Raw genomic sequence first — 17,894 nt, forward strand, 5'->3', positions numbered from 1 at the left:
GGACCCGGTGCCCGCGGGTCCGATCATTGTCCATATGCATCTACGCACCATGCATCCACGCACCGCCGCCGGAGGCCCGTTCCGACCGAAAAACGACCTGGTGTCCCCGTCCCGAAATGCGCGTGCGGATTTCGGGGCGGGGACACTAGAGCGCGAAACTGAGACCGATCATGAAATTATGATCGGACACGACGGCGTAGTCGGAAGAGTTCTGGCTGGTGAAGTTATAGTTGAACGTCATGGAGACATGACGGTTCAGCAACCATTGCGCGCCGGCGCCCGCATCGAAGATGAGCTGCTGCGACTGGATCGTCCGCAGGATCGTATTGTCCAGCGCCTCGGGCGTGCGGGCATAATCCGCCCGCTGGATGCCCCCGTGCGCCGTCAGCACCAGGTTGCGGTTGTAATAATGCCGCACCGTGAGTTCGGCGGTGGTGTAGGTGAACCCGACCACGTTTTCGTAGCCGCCATCCTCGATCCCGTTGCGGACGGCCAGGGACAGCATCGTCAGCCGCGTCGGGTTCCAGCCCAGTTCGAGTTCGGCGATCGGCGAGCTGATCGTGCCGTAGAAGCCGGAGTGATAGAGGCGCGTCTGATAGCCGACCAGCGCCCGGGCCCGGAATGGCCCGGTCAGGCCGAAATCCAGGCCCGTCATGGCGATCAGGCCACTGGAATCGCGCGACGGCAGGCCGGCGACCATATTGTTGACGTAATGGATTTCGGTCCCCTGGAGCACCACCAGGACCTGCCGTTCGGGCGTCAGCTCGTACCGGGCGGTCACGCCCTCATTGACCATGACGCGGTTGCGGTAGCTCTGGTCCGTGAAGAGGTTGCCGTTGTTGATCGGCTGGCCGAAATCGTACAATCCGATCTGGGCCTGCGGGATGAAGCTGAAGCGGCCGTGGGTGAGCAGCGTGTAGCTGAGCCCCGCATTGTCGAATTCATACTGAATCGGCACGCTGAAGAGCTGGGCGCCGAGATCCATCGGGGTCTGGACCAGGGAGAGATGCGTGTAGGTGAAGCCGAGCTGGTCATGGCCGAAATTATGGACGCCGCCCAGCGTCGCCGTCCAGTTCGTCCGGTTCTGGATCGATTGGGACGGGAAACGGTAATCGGAGACGTTCATCTCGGCATGGAGCTGGTCGTTCGTCCATTGCGCGACGGCCGCGACGTCGCCGCTGGACATGATGACCGGGCTGCCCTTGCCATTGAGCAGGCGATCGACGTTGTTGTCATAGCCGAAGGATTCGGCCGCGGTGGCGTCGATGCGGACCGGGCCGTACACCACGCCCAGCGGCGCGTATCGTTCGAGCGCCTGGACCTGGGCCGGTTCGGTTTCGATGGTTCCCAGGCCGGCGCCGAGGGGCGGGAGGTACGTGTCCAGGACCTGCGCAGACGCGACGTCCGGCAGAAGCAGGGGGGCGATGACAATCAAACCCAAACCGAAAGTTAAGGGTGTGCGCACCGGAGACCTTACTTATAAGAGTATGACGGGAATATTTCGGATAAAGCGAGTTCGTTAAAATAATCTTCCTGATCATTGTCAACAGCTATCTTGATACGGCGTATTGCTTTTTCGCCAGACAATTCCCGCCTTCCGCGCTTGGGCGAGGCTTCACATATTGGTGACACGATCGGGCCGCGCCGTGGAATGTTTTTTTGCACTTTTTTTCTCATGAAAACGGGAACTCTGATACATTTCCTGCGTAACGCCCGTGATCGACCGGGCGTCGATTGGTTTTTCCACACATTTTACGCCATATTTCCGCCAATCATTTCCTCTATATTGACTTCTTATTCCATTTTTCTCTATTCGCATCGTATATTTTCATTGACAGGGTGGGCCCGGCGCATGTCGGCATGGACATTCAGTATCGATATCGGACCGCCGACCACGCCCGGCGCCCCGGAATGCGGCCATGCGCCGTCGGCGCGCGCGGGTGGCCCTGCGGACTATTTGTCGCGGGAGGATGGAACCCGGTGCCCGTTCATTCGTCGAGAGCGCAGGCGATAAGGACGGCGGATGCCGCGTGACCTTCGTCGTCATGATCCGGGCGTCGTCATGATCCGGGCGGCGTCATGATCCGGGCCTTCGTCTCGATTTGGGCCGGTGACACGCGGGTACATGGCGCGCAGGCCACCGGGTTTTCGGTCCTGTTTTTGTAATGAAACGAATTTTCGGTTTGAGCGGCGCACTGCCGACACCCATTTCAGCCTGACGCGAGGATCGCGCCATGAACCAGTTGCAACTGCCCCCCCTCAATGGTCCGCTGCATGGCGGTGCGCTCGGCGGGATGCCGTCGGGCGCCACCGAAGCGCAGCCGTCTGCGGCGCGGATCTTCAGCATGATCGGTCGCCATCGCCTGGCGGTGGCGCTGGTCACGCTGGGCCTCGGCGCCCCCGCCATCACCGGTATCGCGCTGCTGAAACCGTACTACACGGCGACGACGATGCTGATGATCGGCACGCGCGGTTCGTCGTTCCGCGACCTGCAGGCCACGGTGTCGGCGCCCGACATCGACACGATCGCGGTCAATACGCAGGTCGACGTCCTGCGCAGCCCGGCGATCGCGCGGACCGTGGTGGACCGTCTGGACCTGCTGCACGATCCGGAATTCACCAGCCTGCTCGATACCGTTCCCCTGAAGCAACGGGTCATGGACGAGATCTATACGCTGCTGGGCAGTCCGCCCAAGGCGATGCCGCCCCTGACGCCGGAACAGCGCGCGCAGGCCCTGGCGCTGATCCTGGCCGGCAAGGTGACCATCCTGAACGATGGCCGCTCTTACATGATCAAGATCACGGCGAAGACGGGCAATCCGGTGACGAGTGCGCGGATCGCCAACGCCTATGCGGATTCGTATCTCGATTTCCGCCGGCACCTGAAGGTTGCCGCGACCTGGCAGGCGAACGCGCTGCTGGACGAGCAGATCGTTCCCCTGCGCGAGCGCCTGCGCAAGGCGGAACAGGCGGTCGAGCAGTTCCGCGAACGCAACGGGCTGATCACCGCGCGGCTGGATCACCAGCCCGGCACCGCCGAGGCCGAGGCGCCGACCGTCGCCGACGAGCAATTGCAGCGCATGAACCAGGAACTGGTCACCGCGCAGGCCGACCTGGAGATGAAGCGGGCACGCTATTCGGAAGTGCAGAACGCGATCCGCACCGGGACGGTGGGCAGCCTGCCCGACGTGGTGTCCGCGCCGCTGATCCAGCAATTGCAGGGCCAGGAAGCGCAGTTGAGCAGCCGCGTGTCCAGCCTGAGCCAGACCGCGCTGGGGGCCAACCCCGACCTGCAGGCGGCCGAGGCGGGCGCGGCGCAGGTACGGCGCGAGATCGGCGCGGTGACGGGGCGCATCGCCGCCAGCGTGACGAAGGACCTGAGCGGGGCGGAGGCGCGCGTGGCGGCGCTGTCCCGCGCGGTGGCCAACCTGCAGCGCCAGGTCAGCAGCGAAAACCAGGCGGACGTCACCCTGCAGCAATTGGAGAGCGAGGCCAATGCGGCGCGCGTCGTCTACCAGGATTATCTGGGCCGGTTCGCCCAGACCTCGACGCAGGCGCAATTGCAGGAACCGGAAGCGGAACTGATTTCGCGTGCCGCGGTGCCGCTGGGCGTTTCCGGGCCGCCGCGCACGCAGTACGGGGCGATCGCGGTGGTCTTCTCGGTGCTGGCCGGCATCGGGAGCGCCCTGCTGATCGATCGCGCCCGCGGCGGAATCCGCAGCACGTCGCAGCTCGATTCGGTTCCGGGCCTGTTCACGCTGGGCATGGTGCCGACCTTCAGCGGCGCCCTGGCGCAGCATTACCGGTCCGTCCCGACATCGTCGATCTATGTCGAGACGGTCGAGGCCATTCGCAGCATCCTGAGCTTCGGGCATAGCCGTTTCCGTGCCAAGGTGGTGCTGGTGACGTCGGCCAGGCCCGGCGAGGGCAAGACGACCTTTGCCGTCTCGCTGGCCGCCAATGCGGGCCGCGCCATGCAGCGCGCGCTGGTCATCGACTGCGACACGCGCAATCCGTCGGCCGCCGCCATCGTGAGCCGGACGGACCGGACGGACCGGACCGCCAACAGCCGCCTTCCGGCCCATATCGGCAAGGACGGCCTGCTGCGCGAAGTCCTGCCGGGGGTCGATATCCTGACGGTCCGGCCGGCCTCGGGCCGCAACAACGCGATGGTGTCGCCGCTGGAACTCAACCGGATCCTGGCGCAGTTTTCCGGACATTACGACATGATCGTGGTCGATACGCCGCCGGTGCTGGCATTCCCCGACGCCCCCGTCCTGGCGCAGCAGACCGACGGCGTGGTGATGGTGGTCAAATGGGGGCTGACCGACCAGGGCGAGGTGAACGAGGCGATGCGGATCCTGCATGCCTATGACGCGCGCGTGCTGGGCGGCGTGCTGACGCAGGTCGTGCCGCGCGACCTGGATGTCGCGGAGCGGCGGCAAATGGCAACCTATCGTCAATATTATCTTGCTACGTCATGATGAAACCCGATCGCCACGGACATCATCCGGCCACGGACCACGGACGACATATTTGCCCCGAAACGATCACAGGGCCTGCCGGGAACGGTGAGCGGGCGGGCAGCCCCCTGCCCCCGCATCATCATCCACGGCACGCCGAACAGGTTACCGAACAGGTTCTTGTCCCATGCAGTCTGCGTTTGTTTTCCATGATTCCGTTCCCCGCCGCGGCGGATGCCGCGGGCGCGAGGCCGCCAGAGAAACCGCCGGAGAAATCGCCAGGGAAATCACCGGAGTCCGCGTCGATAATTTCCATATCGATCCGGCAGCGATCCTGATTTATCAGGCGGAAGAGGCGGTCTGACATGGCGTGGCGTTTCAAGACCGGCGTCCGTAGCCTGACGATGACGGTGCTGTGCGGCCTGATTGCCGTGGTTCCGGGCGCGTTCGCCCAGGACATCCCCCCGGCGGACATGCCCCCTGCCGGCGCGCCGGACGAGCAGGCCGCCCCGACGGCCGTGCTGTGGTGCAGCGTCGCCGATGGCGCGAACCAGCGGCTGCTGGTCAGTAGCGTGACCACGCTGACCAATCCGTCCTATATCACGATCAACACCTATAGCGGCCGGTTCGGCCGCACGGTCAATGCGCGCTATGGGCTGCATCTGGGCCTGGAAGGCAATTATTGCCACCGGGCGGGCACCGTGACCGCCGCCTCGGCGGCGCGGGCCGCGCTGGTCGCGCGCATGGCGGCGCAGAATATGCGGATTGTCAGCGTGGGTATCTTTTGAGTCACTGGAGAAGGACCTGCGACATGCCGGTGAACAATACCCCGCGACCGATCCGCGCGTTCGTGCAGCTTTCCCACGGCTATGGCGCCGCGACGTGGCACGATCGCTGGAAACAGGGCCGCATCCTGGGCCTGAATGAAGAATATGCCTATGGCTATCTGCGCGGTTCGACGCCCGGCTTCGTCATCACCCAGTCCGAGGACGCGCGGGAGGGGCTGATCGGGCGGGCGGTCCGCTATGCGGCGCGGCTGATCCTGGGATTCGATTTCGTCCATGTGTGGCGGAACCGCCGGTCCATTTTCGAGAGCGACGTGGTCTGGACCCATACCGAATCGCAATCGATGGCGGTCCAGTTGCTGCTGCGGCTGTATCCGGGGCGGCGCAGGCCCGGGACGATCGGGCAGAGCGTCTGGCTGATCGACCGGTGGGGGCGCGAATCCTGGAAAAACCGCCTGGTCTTCCGCTGGCTGCTGTCGGGCGTGGACATCCTGACCTTTCTGTCGCCCTGCAATGCGGCGGATGCGGCCAAGCTGTTTCCGGGCAAGCGCGTGGAGCTGGTCGAATTCGGCATCAGGGCCGACGAGATGGTCACCCGGCCGGCGGCGCCCGCCCACGAGCCGGTCAATGTGCTGTCGCTGGGCAATGACCGCCATCGGGACTGGGATACGTTGCTGAAGGCGACGGCCGATATGCCGTGCCGGCTGACGATCGGCACCACCGATCCGGCGGCGCGGCGGAAGATCGCCGCCTGGCCGCATGCCCGGCTGGCGACCCTGTCCAACAATACCGAATTGTTCGCGCTGTACGACCAGGCGGACGTGGTCGTCGTGCCGGTGGGGCCCAATCGGCACGCGTCGGGCATTACCGCGATCGAGGAGGCGGTGGCGCGCGGCGTCGCGGTGATTACGACCGATGCCGGCGGGTTGCGCCATTATTTCGCCGACGACGCCGTCTGCTATGTGCCGGTCGGCGACGCGGCCGCCATGGGCCGCGCCATCCAGGAACTGGCAGCCGATGCGGACCGGCGCGCCGCCATGCTGGCCCGGGCCCAGGCGCGCATGCGCGACTGCCTGAATTCGCGCGCCTATGTCGCCCGGCACGTCGCGCTGTCGTACGAGATCCTGCCCGCGCCGGCGCGCAGCGCCGCCCCCTTCCCCGCCGCGGTCGCGCGTGGACCGCAGCACCCCGCACATCCCGAAGCCGGAGCCATATGATGAAGAATTCCGCGGCCGTCGTGGTCGGCATCATCAGCAGCGGGCGCCCCGCCATCCTGCCCGAGACGATCGCGGAACTGCGCAGGCAGACCTATCCGTTCCAGCGCATCATCATCTGCACCCCGCGCCCGTCCGACGCGGCGCAGGTCGCGGAGGCCGAGGACATCGTGCGGCTGATCGGCCCGACGGGCGCGCCCCACCAGCGCAACGTGGTGCTGGACCATGCCCGCGATGCCGACATCGTCGTGTTCTTCGACGATGATTTCCTGCCCGATCCCGATTACCTGCGGCGTTGCGTCGAGGCGTTCCAGTCCGATCCGGCGATCGTCGCGGCGACCGGCCGCGTGCTGGCGGACGGCGCGAAGGGGCCGGGGCTGACGGTCGCGGACGGGCGGGCGATCCTGGCCGACCCGGCGATCAACGACAATCCGGCGATGCCCCCCGTCGAGGCGGCCTGGAGCAGCTATGGCTGCAACATGGCCTATCGGATGTCGGTGATCACCGAGCACGACATGCGTTTCGACGAGCGGCTGCCGCTTTATGCCTGGTACGAGGACATCGATTTTTCGCGGCGGATGGGCGCGTATGGCCGGCTGGTGCGGGTGAACGGCGCGAAGGGCGTGCATCTGGGCACGAAGAAGGGACGCACCCCCGGCCGGCACCTGGGATATTCGCAGGTCGCGAACCCGATCTATCTGTCGCGCAAGGGCAGTTTCCCCTGGGATCATTCGCTGCGCAGCATAGGCCGCAATATCGCGATGAACATGCTGCGCAGCCTGCGGCCGGAGCCCTATATCGACCGGAGGGGCCGGCTGATCGGCAACGGGATGGCGCTGCTGGACTGGATGCGCGGCCGCGTCGCCCCCGAACGAATCCTGACCTTCTGAACGATTTGCGACCTGTTGCAGCCGGATACACCACCATGCGCTTTTCCCTTGTCGTCGCCACCGTCGGACGCGCCGCGGAAGTCCGCGCGCTGCTGCTGTCGCTGCAGCGCCAGGCCGTGCAGTCGTTCGAGGTCATTATCGTGGACCAGAACGCCGATGACCGGCTGGAGCCGATCGTCGCCGAGTTTTCGGCGACGATGACGATCCTGCACCTGCGCACATCATTGCGCTTGTGCAACAGGGCGCGCAACCTGGGCGCGCGGCACGCCACGGGCGAGATCGTCACCTTTCCCGATGACGACTGCGAATATACCCAGGACGTGCTGGAGCAGGCGGACCGGTTTTTCCGCGCGCATCCCGGCCATGGCTTCCTGACGGGGACCGTGCTGCTGCCGGATGGCAGCTTCGGCCGGTCGGGGCGCTGGCTGAAGCAGGACAGCGCGGTCGATACGCAGACCGTGTGGACGTCGCTGATCGAATTCAACCTGTTCGTTCGGCGCGAGATCTTCGAGGAGCTGGGCGGATTCGACGAGATGATCGGGCCGGGCACCCGTTTCGGGTCCAGCGAGGGGCAGGACCTGGCGCTGCGCATGCTGGCGCGGAACGTGCCGGGATACTATCTGTACCATCTGCGGATCATGCATCCGGACAAGCCGGTGTCGCTGAACATCGCGCGCGCGTTCAGCTATGGCCTGGGGGCCGGCCGGGTGATGCGCAAGAATCGCTGCGACATGCGGACCGTATCGCAATTCCTGATCCGGCCGGCCGGCGGTTTTGTGGTCAATCTGGTCCGGTTGGACATGCCGATCGCCCGTTATTATTTCCTGACATTCCTCGGCCGCCTGGCCGGGTACCGGGCGCAGGTCGCGAAGGCGGCCTGAGCCATGCCCCCGGCGTCCATGCCCCCGGCGTCCATGCCCCCGGGCGGCGCCCCCCGAGCGGCGCCGGCGCCGCCGGGTTTTCGCCATGTCCACGCGCGGCAAGCAGGCCGCCAGAAACCGGATTGAACGTTGATGGCCACCGCGAAACCAGCCTCTGCGAAACCAGCCCCTGCGAAACCAGCCTCTGCCCTGTTGCGCATGCCCACCTGGCACATCGTGTCCAACAGCGGCTGGAACATCCTGGGGCGGGTCGGCCCGATCGGGGTCGCGCTGCTGGTGACGCCCCGGCTGATCACGCATCTGGGCCTGGCGCGCTGGGGGGTGATGACGATCGCGCTGACCCTGGTCGGCACGTTCGGGATCTTCGATTTCGGCCTGGGACGGGCGCTGACGCGGGCGGTCGCCGAGCGCGTGACCGAGGGGCGGCACCAGGAAAGCGCCGACCTGACCATGACCGGCATCCTGACGCTGAGCGTGCTGGGGATCATCGGCGGGCTGGTTGCCGCGCTGGGCGTGGTGGCCTGGGTGCAGCACGGCCTGAAGATCCCGGATTCGCTGCGGCCCGAGACGACGTGGGCGATGTGGGTGCTGTGCGCCACCGCGCCGCTGGTCATGGCGAATGCGGCCATGTGGGGGGTCATTTCCGCCTATCAGGCGTTCCGCGCGGCCAACCTGATCAATATCCCCATCTCGATCGGGTATTATGTCGCGCCGCTGCTGATCCTGCTGGTCTGGAACAGCCTGGTCGGCGTGATGATAACCCTGGCGCTGTGCCGCGTCGCGATGACGATCGCCTATGCCTGGCTGTGCCTGCGGGTGATGCCGCAACTGCGCACCGCCAGGCCCGCCATCAGCCTGCTGCGGCCGCTGTTTCGGATCGGCGGGTGGATGACGGTGTCCAACCTGATGTTTCCGATCCTGTCCTATATGGACCGGTTCATGATCGCGTCGGTCATTTCCAGCGCCGCCACCAGCTATTACACCACGCCGTTCGACGTGGTCGCGCGCCTGTCGCTGATTACCAATGCGGTGACGGGCACGGCCTTTCCGGCCATGGCGTCGCTGTGGCGGCACGACAGCGCCGGGACCATTCAGCTCTATCGTACCAGCGTGCTGACGGTGGCGGCGCTGCTGTTTCCGTTCTGCCTGGTCAGCACGCTGTTCGGCCGCGAGATCCTGGCGATGTGGGTCGGGGGCGATTTTCCGGAACACAGCACGATGATCATGAAATTTCTGAGCATCGGGGTGTTCTTCTTCGGCGTCGACGGCGTGGCGGCGGGGTTTCTGGACGGGATCGGCCGGCCGGATTTTAACGCCGTCCTGTCCGTCATCGAATTCGCCGTCTACGCGCCGCTGCTGCTGCTGCTGCTGCATCTGTTCGGTGTGGACGGGGCCGCCATCGCCTGGGCCGGCCGCAGCCTGCTGGATTGCGTCATCCGCATCCGCCTGGGCATTCGCTTCTATCCGCCGCTGGCCGATGCCGTGCGCCATATCCTGCCGATGAGCGCCGTGGCGCTGGTGACGCTGGGCGCCGCGGTTTTCCAGGATGGGATCGTCATCACGGGCGTGTCGTTCGTGCTGTCGTCGATCCTGTTCTATGCGATCCTGTGGACGCGCGGCCTGAGCGCCGCCGAGCGCGCATCCGCCCTGTCGCTGCTGAAGCGGGCGGGCATGTCGCGCAGCAGGCCGGCCTGACGCATGACCAGGGCGCCGCCCTGGACCCGGCAGGGCCTGAGGCCCTGCACCCCAATCATTTGATAACGAATGGGTTTCCAAAGGGCGACTGCCCTTTGGTGGGTCAAGGGCAACGCCCTTGTCGGGCAGATCCCATGCATCAGTCTTGCGGCCAGTCGGTATTACGTTCCCCTTCTTACGTTCCTCTGGCCGGCGACCCCACGAGAGCGTCATCCCGGCCGGCGTGATTTGCGCGGAACCATCCCGGGCCGCCCGCTTTTGTTACAACGCCGCATTGACGGTCCAAGGCGTGGTGCGGATTGCCGATTATCGTTGAAGCCTCATGTATCGTTAAAACTTCTTGGAAACTTCCGGGAAACATCTGGGCGACGAGGAGCGCATGAAGCGGCTGACCCTGTTTGTCAAAGGCAATGTCGATATCCATGATTCGCTGCATTCCTGCCGCATCGGCGGCGTGGTGCAGTGGAACGGCATGAACGACGTCCTGCGCGGCGCCTATCCGGACGTGACGGCACGCATCCGCCACGAGACGCTGACGCGGTCCGACGCGCTGCTGGCCGCGACCGGAGAGGTGCCGGCCCTGTTCGGCGCGCGCGACCTGCAATTGGGAAATTATCCGCTGCGCAGCCAGTTCAGCACCGCCGTGTTCACCACGCCGGCGGATGCCGTGTTTCTGTCCATCCTGCCGGACGTGGCCACGCCGCTGATGCGGCACCGGCGCGAGGACGTGCTGTTCTATCCCGCCGACGAGGCGGAGTGGCGCGACGACGACCGGGCATGGCTGCGGGCGGAGTTCGCGCCCGCGGGCTATCTGAGCGTGGCGCAGTCCATGGCCAATCTGGCGGCGATCGTCGAGCGGATCCGCCGGGAACGGGACGTGCCGGTGCTGGTCTATAACCTGTCGCCGGTCATTCCGGGCGACCGGGTCCATTGCCATATGGGGCTGGACGAGACCTTTGCGACAAGAATAAGGCGATTCAACCTCGGGCTGATCGAACTTTCGCACGAGATCGGCATTTCAATCATTGACGTTGATACCGTCATTGCCCGCAACGGCGCGGACAGGCTGAAGATCGACAATTTCCACCTGCGGCCCGAAGGGCATCGGTACGTCGCGGAGGAGGTCGTTCGGGTGCTGGAGGATCTGGGCGTTCTGGAGAGCTAGAGCCCCCGTCCGCGCGTCCGGCGGGTCGATACGGGATCGATTTCAGAGATAGATTTTTCATTGTTCCTTTTTACGACAAATAAAAAAGTCTCCGGTCCGAGCATGATCTTTGCCGGGAGAAGGATTTGAGATGAAAGCCACAGTCGTTATCCGCTCGCGCAATGAGGCGGACCGTCTGCGCCTGACGCTGGCGTCGCTGTCCTGCCAGACCGAGGCCGCGCAAATCGTCGTCGTCGATGACGGATCGACGGACCATACCGCCGCCGTGGTCGCCGAGGCCGCGCGCACGGGCGACGTGGTCGCGATCCGGCACGAGACCGCGCTGGGCCGGTCCGCGGCGGCCAATGCCGGGGCGCGGCAGGCCGACGGCGACGTGCTGATCTTCCTGGACGGCGACACGCTGGCCGGCCCCGACCTGGTGGCCGATCACATGGCGCGCCACCGCGCCAGCCCGGGCCTGGTGGTCCGGGGCGAAACCTATCATATCCGCTGCACCCGTCCCTTCCTGGACCCCGAGGCGGGGACGCCCCGGCGCGGCGAGGAGGAGCGGGTCGCACGGATGTCCGCCGAGGAACGGGCGCGGTCGGTGGTGACGCGGGAGCAGATCCGCCACGATTTCGCCGCGGTCGCCCGGCGGGGGCAGCCTGGGGTCTATCCGGGCTATGGGCCGCGCAAATTGTTCGAGCTGGAGATGGCGGCGCTGCGGGACGATGCGGATTGCGGCGTCCTGTGGGCCGCGGCGTCGGGGTCCAACCAGTCGGTCGGGCGGGCGGCCTTTCTGGAATCGGGCGGGTTCCATCCCGACCTGACGATCAACGAACATCGCGAATTGTCGCTGCGCCTGTGCCAGGCGGGCCTGCGGATGGCGGCCTCGGCGGCGCGCACCTATCACCTGATCCACCGGAGCGGCTGGCGCGACCCGCTGGACGACAAGGATTGGGAAGGGATCTTCTATGCCGCGCATCCGCGCGCGGACGTGGCCCTGCTGCCGCTGCTGTGGCAGAGCCTGAGCGACGAGAAGGCGCTGGCCGAGCCGTTGCGCATCTCGTCCCTGGCGCAACTGGCGGCGATTGCCGCGGATTATCCGAGCCTGCCGCGGCCGGAAGCCGTGCGTGCGGCCTATATGGCGGCGCCGAGGCCGTCCTTTGCCCGCAAGCCCGTCCATCCGTAAGCCCGCCCCGCCGTCCACAAGCCCCGCCGTCCATAACAATTCCCTCCGTCCACACACATCGAGTCGGAGTTCCTCTCATGAAAAAGATAGAGGCCGTCTTCTTCGGCGACGCGCATGAGCGGCAGGTGATCGCCCGTGCGGCGTCGCTGCTGTCCGACGCGCTGGAAAGCCAGGGCGCGAGCCTGTCGCACATGATGGTGCATGATTTCGACAGCGCCGTGAACGCGGCCCCCGGAACGATCCGGGTGATGTCGCTGGCGCCGGCGCTGCGCGCGCTGGATACGCCATGGCCGGAGGTGGAGCGGGACCTGCTGGCCCGGTACGAGGCGTTGTGCGCCGCGGGCGATCCGGTCCTGGTGCCGACCCTGTTCCGCCATGTCGAGCGCAGCGGCCAGCCGGACGGTGCGCGCATCCTGCTGCGCATCCGGCGGCTGGACCTGCTGGCCGCGGAATTGTCGCGGCTGTACGGCGCCTTCGTCGTCGATGTGGACCGGGTGTTCGCCGATACCGGCGCCATGCGGCTGAAGACCGATTACCGCGCCGAGGGCGACGCCGCGACCGAACTGGCCGGCTATACCCTGGCGCTGGGCATTACGGACAACGCGCTGGATGCCGCCCTGCCCTTCGAGGTGCAGGAGCGCGTCAAGGCGCGGATCGTCGCCCAGGCGCCCGCCAGCCGGCCCGTGCCGGAAATCACGCCGCGGGAATTGATGGTCATGGGCAAGGGGCGACGGCGGCAGGTCGTGTCCACGATCACCGACGCGGTGCAGGACAACCATGTGGGCTGGCTGCTCCGCCAGGTCGTGAAGGGCCAGATCCCGCCCGGGCAGGCGATCGAGAAGCTGGTACATGCCGTGCGGCGGCGGGGCGTGCAGGAGAGTTTCAGCATCGTTACGGCGGGCCTGTTCAAGATGATCCGTGCGACGCCGCAATGAGCAGGATCGACCCCATCCAGGCCCTGCGGGCCATGCTGGCGATCCGCGCGTTCGAAGACGCGCTGGCGCAGCGGAAGAATCACGGGTTCCAATTGCTGTCGACGGGCGAGGAGGCGGTTGCCGTCGGGCTGACGTCGGCGCTGGGGCCGGCGGACCAGTTGCTGACCGGCGGGCGGTCCATCGGGCCGGCCCTGGCGCGCGGCGTGCCCGCCGGGGCGCTGATGGCCGAATTGCTGGGCAAGGTGGACGGCATGAATCGCGGCCGGGCCGGGCGCGGCCATATGTCGGCGCCGGATTACGGCTTTTTCGGCGCGCATGCCGTGGTCGGCGGGAATATCAGCGTCGCGGCCGGGGTGGCGCTGGCCAAGCAGATGGACCGCGACGGCGGCATCGTCGCCATTATGTTCGGCGACGGGGCGTGCGGCGCCGGGGCGCTGCATGAGACGATGAATTTCGCCGCACTGTGGACGTTGCCGATCCTGTTCGTGTGCAACAACAACCAATTGTCGGTTTCCACCGCGCGCGAGGCGAGCATGGCGCCGGCGGCGCTGTCGGACCTGGGCGTCGCGTTCGGGATGTGGACGCGCACGATCGACGGGCTGGATGTCGCGCATGTGGCGGAGGTGGCCGCCGAGGCGGTCGGGCATGTGCGCGCGGGCCGCGGCCCGGCATTCCTGGAATGCCAGTCCATCCGCCTGCGGTCGCATTCCACCACGGCGCGGGAGACGCGCAGCCGGGCCGAGCTGGCCGAATTGCGCGCCCGCTGTCCGATCCAGCGCCATGCGGCGTCGCTGATCGAGGCCGGGCTGCTGGATGCGGCGCAATTCGCCACGCTGCAACTGGAGGCGACGGCGGCGGCCGCGCAGGCCGTGGCCCATGCCGAGGCGTCCCCTTATCCGAGCGCCCAGGAGGTGCTGCAGCATGTTGTATGACCAGAAGCCCGTCACGGCGCGGATGTTCTTCCGCGAGGCGATCAAGCGCGCCATGCACGAGGAAATGGCCCGCGATCCGCGCATCTTCATCATGGGGCAGGATGTCGGCGCCTTCGGCGGGTCGTATCGCGAGTTCGACGGGCTGTTCGCGCTGTTCGGGCCCGAGCGGGTGCGCGACACGCCGGTGGCCGAGGCCGCGACGATCGGCATCGCGGCCGGGGCCGCCGCCGCCGGCTATCGCCCCGTCGTCAGCATCACCTATATGGATTTCCTGATGCTGGGCTTCGACGCGCTGATCAATTACGGGGCGAAGCTGCGCTATAAGAGCGCGGGGGGGCTGAATGCCCCGCTGGTGGTCAAGACCACCGCCGGCGCCGCGGGCCAGGGGGTCGCGCACTCGCAATGCATCGAAGCCTGGCTGATGAGCGTGCCCGGGCTGCGGGTCGTCGCGGCCTCGACGCCCGAGGATGCCTATGGCCTGATGAAGACGGCGCTGCGATGCGACGGGCCGGTGGTCTATATCGACCATAAGCGGCTGTTTCCCATTCCGGGCGACGTGCCGGTGAGCGAGACCGCCATTCCGTTCGGCGTGGCGTGCGTGCGTCGCGCGGGCACCGACCTGACCCTGGTCAGCCACGGCTACATGATGCGTCCCGCGCTGGAAGCGGCCGAGATCGTCGCCGCGGAGGGCATAAGCTGCGAGGTGATCGATTTGCGCAGCCTGGCGCCGATGGACGTCGACACCCTGGCGGCGTCGGTCGCGCGCACCGGCCGGCTGCTGACCCTGGAGGAGGGGCAGACCGTATGCGGGGTCGGCACCGAAGTGGCCTATCGGACATTCGAGCGGACGGGCCCCATGCCGTGGATCCGGCTGGGCGCCCTGCCCGCCCCGGTTTCATCCAATCCGGTGCTGGAAGCCGCCTGCATTCCGGATGCGGCCCGCGTGGCCGATGCCATGCGGGCGCTGTCGGCCCGCTAGAGCCATGTCCGTTCACCACTGGTTCAGGGATATGGCTCTAGCGCGTTGTCTTATAGAGCATCTTTATCCGACCGAACGAGTCCGTCCGGTCGGATGATGCTCTGGTCCAGTGTCCTGCCTTTGAAATTCATCATGCGAATTTCAAGGGCAGGACACCAAATTGTTGATTTGACTATTTTCCTGCATAACAATTCCATTACTTTCAAGAAACAGCCGAAGGTGCAGAAAGCATGTTTTACCAGTTGACCGTTCCCGCCGCCGTGGCCGGTGTCGAAGAAATTCGCGTCCTGGAATGGCATGGCGACACCGGCAGCGCATTTGCGCCGGGCGACCTGATCGTGGAGCTGGAGACCCACAAGGCCGTCGTGGAGGTGCGCGCGGGACAGGCCGGAATCCTGCGGGAGATCACGGCGGAGCCGGGCGCGTGGATGCAGATCGGCGTGCGTCTGGCGCTGTTCAGCGACGGTGCGGACGAAGCCGTGCCCGACGGGGCCATCGCATCGGACATTCCCGTCGAGTTCGAAATCACCTGACCATATCAGGGCATGATCCGATCGGCCGGAAGCGGCCGATCGGACAGGCGTTTATCGGACAGCGTTTAAACGAAAAGCCGGGACAGGCCGGTCAGGGCACCAGTTCCGGCGTCGCCGCGCCGTGGCGCATGGCCAGGACGTTGGTGATTTCCTGACGCAGGGCGACCTGCATCGGCCCGCTTTGATGAATGCCGTCGGGCAGGTGCAGGGCGCCGCCCAACTGCGCCCCCAGCGCGTCCACGTCGATGATCGCCATGTCGCGCGATGCCGCGACGTCGTGCAGCATCAGATTCTGTTCCTTGGCCGCGATGCTGGAGAGCGTGTCGCTCATGGGCGCATCGAAGCCGGCATAGGACGAGATGTCTTCGTACCCCGCGGTGGACATGCGGTTCAGGACCATGATCCGGCCCCCCGTGGTGCGGGCCAGCGTGTCGATGAGGCTTTCGTAATCGCGGCGGATGGTGTCGGTCGACCGCCTGACGGGTTCGAAGGCGCTGGACAGCCAGGCGCGGATGGCCGGACCGGCGGCCGCCTGGTGGTGGCGCATGATATGCACATGATAGCCGAGGGTGCGGTGCCGCAGGATGGCCTGCGGTTCGGCGCTGAGCGACAGCAGGATGTCCTCGGGCGGGCCCAGCCGCTTCGTGCCGCTGCCGGTGATGATGCCGTAGCCGTCCTTGAGCGGCGTGTTGCGCAGGACCGAGAGCAGGGCGCCGGCGAATATCCAGTCGTCGGACGTGGGGGCCGACGGCGCGCTGCCGAGGGCGCGGCGCAGGTCGTCGGCCAGGGCATCGAACTGGGCCGGGGTGCGCGCGAGCTGGTCGAGCAGCACGGGCGCGCAGGGTGCCACCGGATGATCGGGGATGAAGACCGCCTGCAGCGGATCCCTGGTCGATTCGAACATTTCCAGGAAGGCGCAATGATCGCCGAGTATGACCCCCGTGGCGTCGCACAACCCCATGCTGAGCAGGGTGGTGGGTTTTTCCCCGTCATCGCACCACCAGCCGCGGCTGCGGCCGTACCAGCCGGGCAGCAGGCCCGAATGCACGTCGGCCAGGGCCGTCATGCGCCGGCCGGTCACCACCATCAGCCGCAGGCGGCCGGCATCGGGCTCGTCCGCGAGCTGGGCGGGGTCGTCCGGATCGATATGGGCCACGACGGTATCCGGCTTCCAGCTTTCGACGGCGCGGACGCTGAGATAGCCGCCGCGCGCCATTTCCGGCCGGACGGTCAGGCGCCCCCCGACGCGGGGCGCGAACACCACCTGCAATTCCGTCTCGTCGGCCAGGGCGGGCGGGCCGGAGACCCGGACGCCGGTCGGTTCCAGGCTGATGTTGCAATAGCCGATCGGTTCGTCGGCGCGGCAATATTGGCCGCTTTCGCGCAGCCAGCGCACGCCCGAGCGCACGATGGCGTAGCCGTCGGCCTTGAGCGGGCCGAAACGCAGATCGAGCGTGCTCATGGCCGGCCTGCCGCGTTCATGCCGTCATGGCGGAGGATGCCGGCGACGGTGCAGCGGACCTGGCGCGCCACGTCCTGGTCGAGCGGCTCTTCCGGATCGGTGCTGAAGAGGGCGATCCGGTCGGAGGAGGCGCTGTACTGGCCCGGGCCGACATCGAGCTGCCGGAGATAGACGGGTTCGCGCAGCACAAGCCGGTAATAGGAGACCGGCGGGCATTCCTGGGCGAAGGCGCTGCTGAGATCGACGCTGAGATCCAGCAGCTTGCCGCCCATGCGGAGGGAGTCGCCCGCGCCCGCGTACACGCATTCGACGGTCGCGCCGGACATCTGTGGCACGATGACCGGAAGTCTGAATTCATAAATCATTTCGGTTTCCCATTAAAATGCGTTTAAAATCAATTATCGAATTCAGATAAACCGCTCCTCTTGCATCACGCCTCATTCGGAAAAAAACGAGCGCTTCGGGGACGCGGTTGCATCGGGGAGAGTGCATTCCGTTGCGTGAATCGCCCGATTACTTTTTTTTGATGTAATGATATGCGTCGTTGTTTGGATTGCAGGAACAGGATGCCGGCGCGCGGGCGGCGCATGCGGAACGTCAACCGGCCCCGCAGGGCTACGGTTCATCAATAAAAAAATCTTTATTGTTCGTAAAGAATTCTTCCGCCGGCACCATGCGCCGGCAAGAGGCGCCATGTTTAATATCCGATGGAAGATTTACCTGAGGGATCATCCTGTCGAAGATGTGCTTTTAAAAAAGAACCGGAACATTAAAAAAAACTGGACAGGT

Annotated in this window: 15 protein-coding genes; 12 read left to right on the forward strand and 3 right to left on the reverse strand. The window is 66.1% G+C overall.

What is annotated here, in order from left to right; all coding sequences use genetic code 11:
* Window positions 1–145 precede the first annotated feature (145 nt).
* Window positions 146–1,441 carry an outer membrane beta-barrel protein gene (locus QN315_RS03495; protein WP_323991514.1) on the reverse strand — a complete coding sequence of 432 codons (1,296 nt, stop codon included), beginning with the start codon at window positions 1,439–1,441 and terminating at the stop codon, window positions 146–148.
* A gap of 793 nt (window positions 1,442–2,234) precedes the next feature.
* Here QN315_RS03495 and QN315_RS03500 point away from each other — a divergent pair.
* The 12 genes from QN315_RS03500 (at window position 2,235) to QN315_RS03555 (ending at window position 15,643) form a co-directional block, all read left to right on the forward strand.
* Entirely contained in the window at window positions 2,235–4,484 is a 2,250-nt protein-coding gene (locus tag QN315_RS03500; protein WP_323991515.1) for a polysaccharide biosynthesis tyrosine autokinase, read from the forward strand.
* A 344-nt stretch (window positions 4,485–4,828) separates the two neighbouring features.
* Window positions 4,829–5,251, forward strand: a complete 423-nt coding sequence (locus QN315_RS03505) for a hypothetical protein (protein ID WP_323991516.1) — start codon at window positions 4,829–4,831, stop codon at window positions 5,249–5,251.
* A 23-nt stretch (window positions 5,252–5,274) separates the two neighbouring features.
* Complete coding sequence (locus QN315_RS03510) at window positions 5,275–6,465, forward strand: glycosyltransferase (protein ID WP_323991517.1); 1,191 nt, start codon at window positions 5,275–5,277, stop codon at window positions 6,463–6,465.
* The gene (locus tag QN315_RS03515) at window positions 6,465–7,352 is read left to right on the forward strand and encodes a glycosyltransferase family 2 protein (RefSeq protein ID WP_176639864.1); all 888 of its coding nucleotides are present in this window, start codon (window positions 6,465–6,467) and stop codon (window positions 7,350–7,352) included. Before QN315_RS03510 ends, QN315_RS03515 begins: the two co-directional genes overlap by 1 nt.
* A 35-nt stretch (window positions 7,353–7,387) precedes the next feature.
* Entirely contained in the window at window positions 7,388–8,233 is an 846-nt protein-coding gene (locus QN315_RS03520) for a glycosyltransferase family A protein (protein WP_323991518.1), read from the forward strand.
* Window positions 8,234–8,431: 198 nt separating this feature from the next.
* The gene (locus QN315_RS03525) at window positions 8,432–9,928 is read left to right on the forward strand and encodes a flippase (protein ID WP_323991519.1); all 1,497 of its coding nucleotides are present in this window, start codon (window positions 8,432–8,434) and stop codon (window positions 9,926–9,928) included.
* 379 nt (window positions 9,929–10,307) lie between these two features.
* Window positions 10,308–11,093 carry an SGNH/GDSL hydrolase family protein gene (locus tag QN315_RS03530; protein ID WP_323991520.1) on the forward strand — a complete coding sequence of 262 codons (786 nt, stop codon included), beginning with the start codon at window positions 10,308–10,310 and terminating at the stop codon, window positions 11,091–11,093.
* Window positions 11,094–11,223: 130 nt separating this feature from the next.
* A complete protein-coding gene (locus tag QN315_RS03535) occupies window positions 11,224–12,264 on the forward strand; it encodes a glycosyltransferase family 2 protein (RefSeq protein WP_176639860.1) in 1,041 nt (346 codons plus the stop codon).
* A 77-nt stretch (window positions 12,265–12,341) separates the two neighbouring features.
* The gene (locus QN315_RS03540; protein WP_176639859.1) at window positions 12,342–13,199 is read left to right on the forward strand and encodes an SGNH/GDSL hydrolase family protein; all 858 of its coding nucleotides are present in this window, start codon (window positions 12,342–12,344) and stop codon (window positions 13,197–13,199) included.
* A complete protein-coding gene (locus tag QN315_RS03545; RefSeq protein ID WP_323991521.1) occupies window positions 13,196–14,131 on the forward strand; it encodes a thiamine pyrophosphate-dependent dehydrogenase E1 component subunit alpha in 936 nt (311 codons plus the stop codon). Before QN315_RS03540 ends, QN315_RS03545 begins: the two co-directional genes overlap by 4 nt.
* A complete protein-coding gene (locus tag QN315_RS03550) occupies window positions 14,121–15,110 on the forward strand; it encodes an alpha-ketoacid dehydrogenase subunit beta (protein WP_176639960.1) in 990 nt (329 codons plus the stop codon). Before QN315_RS03545 ends, QN315_RS03550 begins: the two co-directional genes overlap by 11 nt.
* Window positions 15,111–15,352: 242 nt before the next feature.
* A complete protein-coding gene (locus QN315_RS03555; protein ID WP_246285564.1) occupies window positions 15,353–15,643 on the forward strand; it encodes a lipoyl domain-containing protein in 291 nt (96 codons plus the stop codon).
* Window positions 15,644–15,734: 91 nt separating this feature from the next.
* Here the strand turns inward: QN315_RS03555 and QN315_RS03560 are convergent, their stop codons facing one another.
* Window positions 15,735–17,105, reverse strand: a complete 1,371-nt coding sequence (locus tag QN315_RS03560; RefSeq protein ID WP_176639962.1) for a hypothetical protein — start codon at window positions 17,103–17,105, stop codon at window positions 15,735–15,737.
* Complete coding sequence (locus QN315_RS03565; RefSeq protein WP_176639963.1) at window positions 17,102–17,470, reverse strand: hypothetical protein; 369 nt, start codon at window positions 17,468–17,470, stop codon at window positions 17,102–17,104. The genes QN315_RS03560 and QN315_RS03565 overlap by 4 nt, the downstream gene beginning before the upstream one ends.
* Between the last annotated feature and the right edge of the window lie 424 nt (window positions 17,471–17,894).

The sequence above is a fragment of the Nguyenibacter sp. L1 genome (assembly GCF_035199985.1).
In the GTDB taxonomy this organism is placed as follows: domain Bacteria; phylum Pseudomonadota; class Alphaproteobacteria; order Acetobacterales; family Acetobacteraceae; genus Gluconacetobacter; species Gluconacetobacter vanlangensis.

Excerpts from the sequence above, each read along its gene's own strand:
- QN315_RS03500 (WP_323991515.1), top strand. The coding sequence starts at position 2,235 with ATGAACCAGTTGCAACTGCCCCCCCTCAATGGTCCGCTGCATGGCGGT.
- QN315_RS03505 (WP_323991516.1), top strand. The coding sequence starts at position 4,829 with ATGGCGTGGCGTTTCAAGACCGGCGTCCGTAGCCTGACGATGACGGTG.
- QN315_RS03510 (WP_323991517.1), top strand. The coding sequence starts at position 5,275 with ATGCCGGTGAACAATACCCCGCGACCGATCCGCGCGTTCGTGCAGCTT.
- QN315_RS03515 (WP_176639864.1), top strand. The coding sequence starts at position 6,465 with ATGAAGAATTCCGCGGCCGTCGTGGTCGGCATCATCAGCAGCGGGCGC.
- QN315_RS03520 (WP_323991518.1), top strand. The coding sequence starts at position 7,388 with ATGCGCTTTTCCCTTGTCGTCGCCACCGTCGGACGCGCCGCGGAAGTC.
- QN315_RS03525 (WP_323991519.1), top strand. The coding sequence starts at position 8,432 with ATGCCCACCTGGCACATCGTGTCCAACAGCGGCTGGAACATCCTGGGG.
- QN315_RS03530 (WP_323991520.1), top strand. The coding sequence starts at position 10,308 with ATGAAGCGGCTGACCCTGTTTGTCAAAGGCAATGTCGATATCCATGAT.
- QN315_RS03535 (WP_176639860.1), top strand. The coding sequence starts at position 11,224 with ATGAAAGCCACAGTCGTTATCCGCTCGCGCAATGAGGCGGACCGTCTG.
- QN315_RS03540 (WP_176639859.1), top strand. The coding sequence starts at position 12,342 with ATGAAAAAGATAGAGGCCGTCTTCTTCGGCGACGCGCATGAGCGGCAG.
- QN315_RS03545 (WP_323991521.1), top strand. The coding sequence starts at position 13,196 with ATGAGCAGGATCGACCCCATCCAGGCCCTGCGGGCCATGCTGGCGATC.
- QN315_RS03550 (WP_176639960.1), top strand. The coding sequence starts at position 14,121 with ATGTTGTATGACCAGAAGCCCGTCACGGCGCGGATGTTCTTCCGCGAG.
- QN315_RS03560 (WP_176639962.1), bottom strand. The coding sequence starts at position 17,105 with ATGAGCACGCTCGATCTGCGTTTCGGCCCGCTCAAGGCCGACGGCTAC.
- QN315_RS03565 (WP_176639963.1), bottom strand. The coding sequence starts at position 17,470 with ATGATTTATGAATTCAGACTTCCGGTCATCGTGCCACAGATGTCCGGC.